The sequence below is a fragment of the Pseudomonas sp. MDT1-17 genome, from assembly GCF_054898105.1.
Genome location: NZ_JBUBVM010000001.1, coordinates 5150908 through 5163886 on the forward strand (window position 1 = coordinate 5150908; position 12979 = coordinate 5163886).

Below are 12979 nucleotides of genomic sequence, written 5' to 3' on the forward strand. Positions count from 1 at the left end.
CTTGCGCTGCATAGGATTTTAAACAGGAGTTATCCCTTCGCAGGTAACGAAGGGACGCTTGAATGTCACCACATGGTTACACAGGAGCGCTCTGGGACAACTGCCCCAAGGCAGTCGCCATGCTCGGCGCCAACGGCAGGCGCGGAATCAGAACGGCTTGCCAGGCGTGATACAGATCGGGTTTGCCGGCCCAGATATCAGCGCTCGGGCGGTTTTGCGGATCGAGTTCATGGTGCCAACTGCCGTCGCCACGGTCGATGAAATGACTGTCACAGAATTCCCAGAACAGTCGGTACCAGGTTTCGTATTGCTCCTCGCCCGTGCGTTTAAGCAGTGCGCTGGCGGCCGCACTGGCTTCGCAATGGGTCCAGTGCAAGCGATGGCGGACAACCGCGCGATTGCTCCAGTCGAGGGTGTAGACAATGCCGGGCAGCCCGTCGACATCCCAGCCGTGACGACAATTGTTATCGAAGAGTTTTTGCGCGTCGGTGGCCAGCCAGCCTGGCGTGAGCATCCCGGCCTTAACCCGCGCCGCTTCGAGGTGCAGCAACAGCCGCGCCCATTCGAAACCGTGGCCAGGCGTGGTACCGAAAGGGCGAAAACCGTCGGCCGGGTTGTCGTGGTTGTAGTCGCGAAGCGGCTGCCAGTCGCGGTCAAAATGCTCGACCACCAAATAGTTGTTAGCCGCCGCGTGACCGTGGATGACTCGCTCAACGATGCGCTGGGCGCGGACCAGCCAGCGGTTGTCGTCGGTGACATCCGCCAGCGCGAGAAAGGCTTCGGTGGTGTGCATGTTGCTGTTCGCGCCGCGATAGGCTTCCTCGCAGCTCCAGTCGCGGTTGAAGGATTCGCGCATCGCGCCCTCCTCCTCGCTCCAGAAATGCGTGTCGATAACGTTGATCGCATCATCCAGCAAAGCTTGCGCGCCGGGACGTTGGGCGACCACAGCGGAACTGGCGGCCAAGGCTACGAAAGCATGCAGGTAAGCCGCTTTGCCGGTGTTGCCGTCGCGATGATGTGCGGCGGCGAACCAGCCACCGTGTTCGGCATCGCGCAACGGGCCGCTGAGGGCTTTGACGCCGTGATCCACCCGCTCGGCAAAACCCGGCAAGCCCTGAATGTGGGCCATGGCAAAGCTGTGGGTCATGCGTGCGGTGTTCATGGTTTCGGCATGAGCGTTGGCCGGGAGATGGCCCTTTTCATCGAGATTGCCGAAGCCTTCGGGAAGCGTTGAAGCCTTGGCAAACGCCAGCAGGCGCAGACCTTCGGCGGCGAGCCATTGCTGATGGTCAGGCGCGTTCAGCCAACTGCTGAAAGCAGGTTGGAAGGTGTCCATGGGGTACCTTTTTTTGTTGTTATGACTGGGGGCAGTCTAAACAACGGGGGGTGGCGGGCTTGTAACGAAGGGGGCGAGTCATGTCACTGGGCTGTGACATTCCCCGAGGGATGTGTTGAGTCGACTGACGCCTTCGCGAGCAGGCTCGCTCCCACAGGGGTTATGCGTCCGGCAAAAATCCAATGTGGGAGCGAGCCTGCTCGCGAAGAACGATTACGCGGTGTGACTAATCAACACTGCGCGGCAATTGCAGTGTCACCCTTAAACCGCCTTCACGCAGGTTTTGCAAACTCACCTCACCCCCATGGCTATGCGCAATATTTCGCGCAATCCCCAGCCCCAACCCATAACCCTGCTGCTGCCCGGCCAATCGGAAGTGCGGTTCGAACACCTGCTCCATCCGTCGTTCCGGCACCCCTGGCCCCTCATCGTCCACATGCAGGATGAACGCACTCTGGTCGTCATCAATGTGCAAATGCGCTTTCTTCCCATACTTCAAGGCATTGTCGATCAGGTTGCCGATGCAACGCTTGAGCGCCAAAGGCTTACCGGGATACGCCGCCAGCGCACGGCCTTGCTGAGTGACGCGACCATTGCCGTTGGGCGCCAGGTACGGCTCCACCAGACAGTCGAGCACATGGTTGAGATCCACCGGTTCGATGTTTTCGTGAATGTCGGTGTCTTTCACGCATTGCAGTGCGCCTTTGACCAGTAGCTCCAACTCATCCAGATCGCGGCCGAACTTGGCTTGCAGCTGTTCGTCTTCGAGCAATTCAACCCGCAGCCGCAAGCGAGTAATTGGCGTGCGCAAGTCATGGGAAATCGCGCTGAACAACTGGCTGCGCTCCGTCAGGTAGCGGCTGATGCGTTCGCGCATCGCATTGAAAGCGCGGCCTACTTCGACCACTTCACTGCCGCCACCTTCGGCCACCGGTTCGACTTCGGCACCGAGGGACATGTCCCGCGCCGCCCGCGCCAGGCGTTTGAGCGGACGACTCTGCCAGTGCACCAGCAGGCCGATGAACAACAGCAAGAAACTGCTGGTGAGCACGATAAACCAGACTTGCTGCGCCGGCAGGCCTTGTTCTTCAAGACTGGTGTAGGGCTCGGGCAACAGCGAGGCGATGTACAGCCATTCCCCCGGCGCCATCTGGATTTGCGTGACAAGTACCGGCGGGTTCACCGGTTCCAGGGTCAATGCGTAGTGCGCCCAGGAACGCGGCAATTCATCGAGTTTCAGACCGCTGTTGAAAATCCGCAGGTCTTCGGGGCTGACGAAGGTCACCGAGATGTCCGTGTCGTGGCCCAGGGACTCGCGCAGCACTTCGTCCACTGCCTTGAGCACCGCCGCTTTGCGCGGGGTGATCGGCAGCACTTCCATGCCCAAGGGTTTGTCGTTGAGCGTCACCACGAAACGGGTGCCGCCCATGCTGCGCAACTGGTCGAGCACCAATGGCCGAAACGCTACCGGCAGCGAGCGGAAATAACTGACGCTGGCCGTCATCGAATGGGCCAGGCTACGGGCGCTGGTGACCAGGCCTTCAAGTTGTGTGGCGCGCAGTTGCGAGACCCAGATCACGCTCGACAGTGTCTGGGCGAACAGCACCGCCAGCAGGGTCAGCAGCAACATCCGCCCAAGCAGCGAACGCGGCACGGGGAGCCGTGCGGCGAGTGTGCGGAAAAACTCAGTGGCCATTGCTGGCAACCACATTGGCGGCCAGTTGGTAGCCGCTGCCGCGCACGGTACGGATCAGCCGCGGCGGTTTTTCGGTGTCGCGCAGGCGCTGGCGCAAACGGCTGACGGCCATGTCGACAATGCGATCCAGCGGCATCAAATCGCGGCCACGGGTGGCGTTGCCGATGGTGTCGCGGTCGAGGATTTCCTGGGGGTGATCAAGGAACAGTTTCAGCAGCGCGAAATCGGCGCCGGAGAGAATCACTTCTTCGCCGTCGATGTGGAACAGTCGGTGACTGACCATGTCCAGACGCCAGTCATCGAAGGCCAACACTTCACTGCCGGAACGCTCCTGACCGAACTGCGCGCGGCGCAACAAGGCTTTGATGCGCGCCTGCAATTCACGCGGGCTGAAGGGTTTGCCGAGGTAGTCGTCCGCCCCCAATTCCAGACCGATGACGCGGTCGGCCTCGTCGGAGCTGGCCGTGAGCATGATGATCGGCACCTGCGCCTGACGCGGGTGCTGGCGAATCCAGCGGCAGAGGCTGAAGCCGTCTTCGTCCGGGAGCATCACATCGAGGATCACCAGATCGCTCGGTGCCTCGTTCATCGCCTGACGAAAGCCTGCACCATCGGGCGTGGTACGAACCTGGAAACCGGCGCGGGTCAGGTAGGTGTCCAGCAACTCGCGTATCTCTTGATCGTCATCGACCAACAAAATCGACTTGTTGACTGAGCTCACGGGGCGGCGTCCTTGTTGTTTGAATTGGGCGGATTATGCCTTAAGCGCGGAACCAACAAACACCGCAGAACTACTGTGGGAGCGGGCTTGCTCGCGAAAGCGGACTGACATTCAACATTGATGTCGACTGATACACCGCTTTCGCGAGCAAGCCCGCTCCCACATTTTCAATTGCATTTCAGGCCTGATCCAGCGCTACACCCGCACCAACAAGGCCGGAATAGGGCGCCGTCACCAGCCACACCGGGATGCCTTTGAAGTAATCGCTCATGCAGCCCTTGTCAGCAAAGCACCGGGCAAAGCCGCTTTCGATGAAGAAATCGGCGAACCGCGGAATCACCCCGCCCACGATGTACACGCCGCCGCGACCGCCCGTGGTCAGCACGTTGTTGCCGGCCACACGACCCAGCCAGCAGCAGAACTGCTCAAGCACTTCTAGGGCAATCGGATCGCCGGCCAGACCGGCAGCGGTAATCGACTCGGGGGAATTCAGCACGGGTTCATGACCGTCCACCGCACAAATCGCCCGATAAACCCGAGGCAAGCCGCTGCCGCTCAAGGCTGTTTCAGCGCTGACATGGCCGATCTCGTTGAAGATGTGTTGCCACAACTGAGTTTCCCGCGGACTGCTCAGCGGCAAATCGACGTGACCGCCCTCTCCCGGCAACGCGGCAAACCGCCCTTCACCGAGATCGAGCAATGTGCCGACGCCGAGGCCCGTGCCCGGACCGATCACCACCGCCGGCCGCAACGGTTCCGGCGTGCCTTCGCAGACCACCCGAAACTCGTCCGGCTGCAAACGGGTCATGCCCAGCGCCATCGCCGAGAAGTCATTGACCAGCAACAGTTGATCCACCTGCAAGGTCTTGCAGAATCCCTTGCGGCTGAGTCGCCAGTGATTGTTGGTGAACTTGAATTCATCGCCACTCACCGGTCCGGCCACCGACAGGCACACCGAACCGATCGAACCCGGCGCCAGGCCAAGCCCGCTCAGGTAGAGGGCAATGGCCTCTTCCGGGCTGGCGTGATCGGCCGTCGCCAGCACCTGGATCGATTCCAGCTGCTGGTTTTTCCACAACGCGAAACGTGCGTTGGTCCCACCGATGTCACCGACCAAAGCCAGTTTCAATTAAGCGTCTCCAGGGCAGAAGTAAAGGCGCTGGCGCCCTGCTCCGCCGAGCTGAAGGCCATGCGCATGAAACCAAACAGCTCGCGACCGCTGCCGATGTTATTGCCCAACAGGCCCTTGGCAGGTTCGCGCGCCGCGAATTCTTCGGCGTCCACCTTAAGCTCCAGGGTGCCTTTGACGCCATCGACGCGGATGATATCGCCCTCTTGCACCCGCGCCAAAGCGCCGCCCACATACGCTTCAGGACTGACGTGAATCGCCGCCGGGATTTTCCCCGACGCACCGGACATGCGCCCGTCCGTCACCAGCGCCACTTTGAAGCCGCGATCCTGCAGCACACCGAGGAACGGCGTCATTTTGTGCAATTCCGGCATGCCGTTGGAGCGCGGACCCTGGAAGCGCATCACGGCGACAAAATCCTTCTCCAGCAAACCGGCCTTGAACGCATCGGCAAGATCCTGCTGATCCTGGAACACCATGGCCGGTGCTTCGACGATCTGGTTTTCCAACGCCACGGCGGACACTTTCATCACGCCACGCCCGAGGTTGCCTTCCATGACCCGCAAGCCGCCCTCTGGCGAGAATGCGCGAGCGACTGGACGCAGGATGGTCTCGTCGAGGCTTTCGATCGGGCCTTCGCGCCAGACCAGTTCGCCGTTTTCGAGGAACGGCTCCATGGTGTAGCGGCTCAGGCCGTGGCCCAGCACCGTGTTGACGTTTTCGTGGAGCAAGCCGGCTTCCAGCAGTTCGCGGATCAGGAACGACATGCCGCCCGCGGCCTGGAAGTGGTTGATGTCGGCTTTGCCGTTCGGGTAGACGTGGCTCAGGGTCGGCACCACCTCGGAGAGGTCGGCCATGTCCTGCCAGGTCAATTGAATACCCGCCGCCATGGCGATCGCCGGCATGTGCAGCGTGTGGTTGGTCGAGCCGCCGGTGGCGTGCAGGGCCACGATGGAGTTGACCAGCGAACGCTCGTCGACGATTTCGCCGATCGGCATAAAGTCGCCGCTTTGCTTGGTCAGACGCGTGACCTGATGCGCCGCTTCGCGGGTCAGGGCATCGCGCAAAGGCGTGTTCGGGTTGACGAACGAGGCGCCCGGCAAGTGCAGGCCCATGACTTCCATCAGCAACTGGTTGGTGTTGGCGGTGCCGTAAAAAGTGCAGGTACCCGGGCTGTGGTAGGAGTTCATCTCCGATTCCAGCAGCTCTTCGCGGCTGGCCTTGCCTTCGGCGTAGCGCTGGCGAACGTCGGCTTTCTGTTTGTTGGAAATGCCCGAAACCATCGGCCCGCCCGGCACGAAGATGGTCGGCAAGTGACCGAAGCGCAGCGCGCCCATCATCAGCCCCGGCACGATCTTGTCGCAGATGCCGAGCATCAGCGCGCCGTCGAACATGTTGTGGGACAGCGCCACTGCGGTGGACAGCGCGATCACTTCGCGGCTCGGCAGGCTCAGTTCCATGCCCGGCTCGCCTTGGGTCACGCCATCACACATGGCCGGGGTACCACCGGCGAACTGGCCGACGGAGCCGATTTCACGCAGGGCTTTTTTGATCTGTTCAGGAAAGACTTCGTACGGCTGATGTGCCGAGAGCATGTCGTTATACGACGAAACAATCGCAATGTTCGCGGAGTTCATCATTCGCAGACTGTTCTTGTCGTCGGTGCCGCACCCGGCTACGCCGTGGGCGAAGTTGGCGCACTGCAGCTTGCCACGCATAGGACCGTCGCTGGCAGCACCACGAATCAGTGCAAGGTAAGCCTCACGCGTGGCGCGGCTGCGGGCGATAAGCCGTTCGGTGACCTCAAGGACGCGGGGATGCATGTGTAGAACTCCAGGCTAACGGATGTGGCGACCTGATTGTCTATGTTGAGCAAGAGCCGTTGTTGATGGGATGACAGACGGTTTTCTTGTTCGGTCGGACCAGTTGATTCAGGTCACTCGTTGTAGATTGAACAAAATATTGCCATTAAAAAGGCTTGTTTTCTATTTTTATGCGAATAATCTTGTAATTCCAACAACAAATCGACGGCGGCCCCTGTTAAATGACTCTTCGAATCGCAATCAATGGTTTTGGCCGAATTGGCCGTAACGTCCTGCGTGCACTGTATACCCAAGGTTATCGCCAGGACCTGCAGATCGTTGCCATCAATGACTTGGGCGACAGCGCGATGAACGCTCATCTGCTCAAGTACGACACTGTTCACGGCACGTTCGACGCCGATGTTCAGCATGATCTGGAAAGCCTGACCGTCAACGGCGACCGTATTTCTGTCAGCGCCATTCGTAACCCGGCCGAACTGCCCTGGGCCGCGGAAAAAATTGATGTCGTGTTCGAATGCACCGGTTTGTTCACCGACCGAGCCAAAGCCGCCGCGCATATTACGGCTGGCGCACGCAAAGTGATCATCTCGGCCCCGGCCAAAGGCGCCGACGCCACCGTGGTGTACGGCGTTAACCACGACATTCTGCGCCAATCGCATCAGATTATTTCCAACGCGTCGTGCACCACCAACTGCCTGGCCCCGGTGGCCCAGGTGCTGCACCGCGAGCTGGGCATCGAAAGCGGTCTGATGACCACTATTCACGCCTACACCAACGATCAGAACCTGACCGACGTCTACCACACCGACCCATACCGCGCGCGTTCAGCCACCCAGAACATGATCCCGAGCAAAACCGGCGCTGCTGAAGCCGTCGGCCTGGTGCTGCCGGAACTGGCGGGAAAACTGACCGGCATGGCAGTGCGTGTTCCGGTGATCAACGTGTCGCTGGTGGACCTGACTGTGCAGCTCAAGCGCGAAGCGTCGGCCGATGAAGTGAATGCACTGCTCAAAGAAGCCAGCCAGCACTCGAAGATTCTCGGTTACAACACCCTGCCGCTGGTCTCCAGCGACTTCAACCACAACCCGCTGTCGTCGATCTTCGACGCCAACCACACCAAGTCCAGCGGCAAACTGCTCAAGGTGCTGGCCTGGTACGACAACGAATGGGGTTTCTCCAACCGCATGCTCGATAACTGCCTGGCGCTCTGCAACGCAGAGTAAGCGAAGCTTACGAGTAGGAGCTGCCGAAGGCTGCGATCTGTTGATCTTGTTTTTCAGCGATCCCGAGAAGATCAAGATCAAAAGATCGCAGCCTTCGGCAGCTCCTACGCAGCGCATTACGCCTCGGAGCCACACCGATGATCGGCATCAGTTTTACGCAAAAGACCATGGCAGCGCGCAAGCGTATTGCCTTGGTCGCCCATGACCACTGCAAGGTGTTTTTGCTGGACTGGGCCGAGCGGCACAAAGACAGACTCGCACAGCATGAACTGGTCGCCACCGGCACCACCGGGTTGTTGTTGCAACAACGCCTGGATTTGCCTGTGGAGAGCATGATCAGCGGCCCGTTGGGCGGCGACCAGCAACTCGGTGCGCGAATTGCCGAGCAGCGGGTCGACATGTTGGTGTTCTTCTGGGACCCGTTCGAGCCTCAGCCGCACGACCCGGACATCAAGGCGTTATTGCGAGTCGCGGCGGTCTGGAACATTCCCGTCGCCTGCAACGAATGCAGCGCCGATTACCTGCTCAGCAGCCCGATGATGGAGCAGATGCACGAACATCGGATCCCCGATTACGCGACCTATCTGTTGGGCCGGGCCTAAACCTTCACAAATCAATACTTGACCACTCGAGCGGATGATAAGCATTATCATTCGCTCGAAATGGATCAGGTCCTCCCGTGAGTCAATCTCGCTTCAATCACGTCTTCATCGCCCAGCGAGTCTCTCTGCTGCGCACGTTGGAGCGGATGGTCAACAATCACAGCACCGCCGAAGACCTCCTGCAGGAGACCTACCTGCGAGTGACCCGGGCACTCAGTGAGCGGGCTATCGATCACCTTGAACCCTTCGTTTTCCAGACCGCCCGCAACCTGGCGCTGGACCATTTGCGTGCGCGGCGCATTCAGTCCCGCACCCTGCTCGACGGCGTGCCGCTGGACGTGATGGAAAGCGTCGCCGCCCCCGCCTGCAGTGTCGAGGACGCCGCCCATGCCGAACAATTGCTTGAGCGTTTGAACGTGAGCCTCAATGAACTCAGCCCCCGTCAGCAGCAGATTTTCATCCTCAGCCGTCTGCACGGGCACAGCTATCTGGCGATCGCCGAGAAGCTCGGCGTGTCATTGAGCACCGTGCAAAAGGAACTGAAACTGATCATGGCGATCTGCGTCGGCGTGGCCGAACGGTTAAACGGAGACTGAGTCTGTAGGTTTATTCTCAACGTGTGAGGATGAACTGCACGGACTATCGGGCTTTGCTACCCTTGCCCACTTTCAAGCTTCATTAAAAAAACAGCCGTGCCAAGACACTGCCGAGGAAACACCGTGACGGACACGCTTCCAGTGCCTCCCCCCGCCCCCCCTCCGCCCTCCCCGGCGCGGGACCCCGCCAGCGCGATGGACCAGGCCCTGGACTGGCTGATCGTGCTGGACAGTCCGAGCGAGGAACAGACCCGACAGTTTCACGACTGGCTGGCCGCCAATCCGTTGCATGCCGAGGCGTTCGCCAAGGCTCAGGCGATCTGGGATGGTCCGCAGGTCGTGCAATGTGCGCAAAGCCTGGCCGCGCGCCCGCCGAAAGTGACCGTCCTTTCGCGCCTGCGGCCTCACTGGAAACCGCTGGCCACTGCCGCCGTGCTGATCCTCGGTGTGTTCGGCTTCAGCAATCTGCCGATGCGCCTGCAGGCTGATCACCTGACTGTGGTCGGTGAACGTCAACGTCTGCAATTGGAGGACGGCTCGAAGGTCCTTCTCAATACCAATTCGGCCTTCTCCAGCACCATCAATGATCAACAGCGCGTTGCCCGTTTGTATCAGGGCGAAGCATTTTTCGAGGTGGCGGCCAATCGCGGCCAGCCGCTGGAAATCGACGCCGGGCCGGTCAAAGCCAGCGTTCGGGACACCGCCTTTGCTGTGCGTTATCTGGACGGTGTGGCACAGGTTCGGGTGCAGCGTGGGGATGTCGACTTGCGAGCGACCCGCGACGACGCGCGAATTCGATTGTCCGCCGGAGAAAGCATCCGCATCGGCCCCAACGGTTTCGATCGCCCCGCCAAACTTGATGCCACGACCGATCTGGCATGGGTCCAGGGTCGACTGGTGTTCGAAAACTGTCCGCTGAGCCAGGTACTGGCGGAGCTGCGTCGTTACTATCCAGGCTGGATCATCATCAACAACAACGAGCAGTTGGCCGACATCACCGTCACCGGCAACTACCGACTCGACCAGCCCTTAGACGTGGTCCGTTCGCTGGCCCACATCACCTCGGCGCGGCTTCAGGAATTCCCGGCTCTGGTCATTTTGAACTAAATGAGAATTATTTTTACTCGATAGCCAAACCCCGTACGTCTCGTTATAGCCAATGCAATTGATTCGCATCTCTGGATGCCATTCAGCACCTATAAAGATTCGTGCGACACGGAGCGTTATCGATGTCCTCTCGCCTTACCCGCCAACCTTCTTCACCTTCTCGCGTGCTGACGCTGCTGACCGCCGCCATCCTGATGGCAGGCAGCGCGCCGCTGATGGCCGCCACCGCTGCAGAGCAACCGACCCGCAACATGGGCGATTACGCGTTCGCCATCCCTCAGCAGTCGCTGGTCTCGGCACTCAATGCCTTTACCGCCGTGACAGGCTGGCAGGTCGGCTTGCCGGCAGAACTGGCTGAAGGCGTGGCCTCGCCGGGCGTGCGGGGTTCGCTGCCACCGGAGAAAGCCCTCGATCGCCTGTTGGTGGGGACCAACCTGAGCTATCGCAAACTGGGCAACAACAACATCGTGTTGGAGAAGCGCAGTAACAGCGGCGCGCTCAACCTGGAACAGGTGACCATCAGCGCCACCCGTCAGGAACAGGACGTGAACAGCGTGCCGAGCACCGTCACCGTCCAGACCCGCGAAGAGCTGGACCGCAACAATGTGAATAACATCAAGGATCTGGTGCGCTACGAGCCGGGCGTTTCGGTGGGCGGTTCGGGTCAGCGCGCCGGCATCACTGGCTACAACATCCGCGGCATCGACGGCGACCGCGTACTGACCCAGATCGACGGTGTGCAGGTACCCGACAGTTTCTTCAACGGCCCGTACGCCCAGGCCAACCGCAACTACGTCGACCCCGAGATCGTCAAGCGCGTCGAGATCTTGCGCGGCCCGGCGTCGGTGCTCTACGGCAGCAACGCCATCGGCGGTGCGGTCAGCTACTACACGCTGGACCCGGACGACATCATCAAACAGGGCAAAGACGTCGGCGCACGCCTGAAGACCGGCTACAGCTCGGCCGACCACAGCTGGCTGACCTCCGGTACCGTGGCCGGTCGCACCGGCGACTTCGACGGCCTGTTGCACTTGAGTCAGCGCAATGGTCATGAAACAGAGTCCTACGGCGAAACCGGCGGCACCGGTCTGACCCGCACCGAGGCCAACCCCGAGGACGTGCGCACCACCAACGTGCTGGCCAAGCTAGGCTGGAACTACGCCGACGATGCGCGCTTCGGTCTGACCTACGAGCACTACAAGGACGACCGCGACACCCACCAGTTGAGCGCAGTGGGCGGCCCATTCAACGCAGGACGCGGTTTCGGCTTCTATAAATCCCGTACCGGCAACGACACAGTCACTCGCGAACGCTTCGGTCTGGAACACAGCTTTGCACTGGACAGCGTCCTGGCTGACAACATCAAGTGGACGCTGAACTACCAGATCGCCAAGACCGACCAGAGCACCGAAGAAATCTACGCGCCGTCGCGCACCGTGCTGCGCAACCGCGAGACCACTTATAAAGATCGCCAATGGGTGTTCGATGCCCAGGCTGACAAGTCGTTTGCCATCGCCGACACCGATCACCGTGTCACCTATGGCACCACCCTCAAACAGGACAAAGTCACCGGTCTGCGCACCGGTAGCGGCACCTGCCTGACAGTGGCCGGCGCCTGCCGAGTCATCGGTGCCGCCAGCGCCGCCGACACCCTGAAACCCGCCAGCGACTTCCCGGACCCGACCATCAACAGCTACAGCCTGTTCGCCCAGGATCAGATCAGCTGGAACAACTGGACCTTCCTGCCTGGCGCACGCTACGACTACACCCAGCTAAAGCCACACATCACGGACGAGTTCCTGGTCACCGCTGACCAGAGCGGCAACGGTGTGGTGAGCGACGACACCAAAACCTGGCATCGTCTGTCGCCAAAATTCGGCACCACCTACAGCTTCAACGACCACTACACCTGGTACGGACAGTACGCCGAAGGCTTCCGGACGCCGACCGCCAAGGCCCTGTATGGTCGCTTCGAAAACCTGGCCGGCGGCTATCAAGTCGCGCCTAATCCCGATCTGGAGCCGGAAAAGAGCAAGAGTTATGAAACCGGCTTGCGCGGCCAGTTTGAGGCGGGCACTTTCGATATGGCGGTGTTCTACAACAAATACCGCGACTTTATCGACGAGAACGCCATCACTCCCGGCTACACAGAGACCACGTTCCAGAGCAACAACATCAAGCACGCCACCATCAAGGGTCTGGAGCTCAAGGGTCGCCTGAACCTCGACACCTTCGGTGCGCCAACCGGCCTCTACACCCAAGGCTCGATGTCGTATCTGTACGGCCGTAACGATGACAGCGGCGAGCCGCTGAACAGTATCAACCCGCTGACCGGCGTGTTCGGTCTGGGTTATGACCAAGACAACTACGGTGCCCTGATGAGCTGGACACTGGTTAAACGCAAGACCCGCGTCGACAGCACCAGCTTCAAAACCCCGGACGGCACTAGCACCCAGTTCAAGACCCCGGGCTATGGCGTACTCGACCTGGCTGGTTTCTACAAGGTGACCGACGATGTAACCGTCAATGCCGGCCTCTACAACCTGACCAACAAAAAGTACTGGCAGTGGGACGACGTGCGCGGATACGACAGCGTCGGCGAAGCCTCGGTAACTCAACCGGCCAACCTCGATCGCCTGACTCAACCGGGTCGCAACTTCGCGGTCAATCTGGTCTGGGACATCTGACTTGATTCACTTCACGGCGCTGCGGTTTAGAAGCAGCGCCGTGAGGATTTTTTACTGTT

At 60.4% G+C, this 12979-nt stretch carries 10 protein-coding genes; 5 read left to right on the top strand and 5 right to left on the bottom strand.

Annotated features, from left to right (window positions below; translation table 11 throughout):
• Positions 1-76 precede the first annotated feature (76 nt).
• The 5 genes from ACYZTX_RS23915 to edd form a co-directional block, all read right to left on the bottom strand.
• On the bottom strand, positions 77-1336 hold the full coding sequence (locus tag ACYZTX_RS23915; protein ID WP_462036114.1) for a D-mannose isomerase: 1260 nt from the start codon (positions 1334-1336) through the stop codon (positions 77-79).
• 226 nt (positions 1337-1562) lie between these two features.
• A complete protein-coding gene (locus tag ACYZTX_RS23920) occupies positions 1563-3032 on the bottom strand; it encodes an ATP-binding protein (protein WP_462036115.1) in 1470 nt (489 codons plus the stop codon).
• Positions 3022-3753, bottom strand: coding sequence for a response regulator (locus ACYZTX_RS23925; protein ID WP_008155851.1), 732 nt, complete (start codon positions 3751-3753; stop codon positions 3022-3024). Before ACYZTX_RS23925 ends, ACYZTX_RS23920 begins: the two co-directional genes overlap by 11 nt.
• 178 nt (positions 3754-3931) lie before the next feature.
• Positions 3932-4882: a glucokinase gene (locus tag ACYZTX_RS23930; RefSeq protein WP_462036116.1), complete on the bottom strand. Its 951-nt coding sequence runs from the start codon at positions 4880-4882 to the stop codon at positions 3932-3934.
• On the bottom strand, positions 4879-6705 hold the full coding sequence (edd, locus tag ACYZTX_RS23935) for a phosphogluconate dehydratase (RefSeq protein WP_462036117.1): 1827 nt from the start codon (positions 6703-6705) through the stop codon (positions 4879-4881). Before edd ends, ACYZTX_RS23930 begins: the two co-directional genes overlap by 4 nt.
• A 221-nt stretch (positions 6706-6926) precedes the next feature.
• Here edd and gap point away from each other — a divergent pair, with 221 nt between their 5' ends.
• The 5 genes from gap to ACYZTX_RS23960 all read left to right on the top strand — a co-directional run bounded on the left by gap (position 6927) and on the right by ACYZTX_RS23960 (position 12920).
• Positions 6927-7928: a type I glyceraldehyde-3-phosphate dehydrogenase gene (gene gap / locus ACYZTX_RS23940; RefSeq protein WP_462036118.1), complete on the top strand. Its 1002-nt coding sequence runs from the start codon at positions 6927-6929 to the stop codon at positions 7926-7928.
• Between the two features lie 137 nt (positions 7929-8065).
• Positions 8066-8530, top strand: coding sequence for a methylglyoxal synthase (locus tag ACYZTX_RS23945; protein ID WP_462036119.1), 465 nt, complete (start codon positions 8066-8068; stop codon positions 8528-8530).
• Between the two features lie 77 nt (positions 8531-8607).
• Complete coding sequence (locus ACYZTX_RS23950) at positions 8608-9126, top strand: RNA polymerase sigma factor (RefSeq protein WP_462036120.1); 519 nt, start codon at positions 8608-8610, stop codon at positions 9124-9126.
• A 195-nt stretch (positions 9127-9321) separates the two neighbouring features.
• Positions 9322-10233 (top strand): FecR family protein, encoded by a 912-nt coding sequence (locus ACYZTX_RS23955; protein ID WP_462036121.1) that lies wholly within the window; start codon positions 9322-9324, stop codon positions 10231-10233.
• A gap of 122 nt (positions 10234-10355) precedes the next feature.
• Positions 10356-12920, top strand: a complete 2565-nt coding sequence (locus tag ACYZTX_RS23960) for a TonB-dependent receptor (protein ID WP_462036122.1) — start codon at positions 10356-10358, stop codon at positions 12918-12920.
• Positions 12921-12979: the final 59 nt, after the last annotated feature.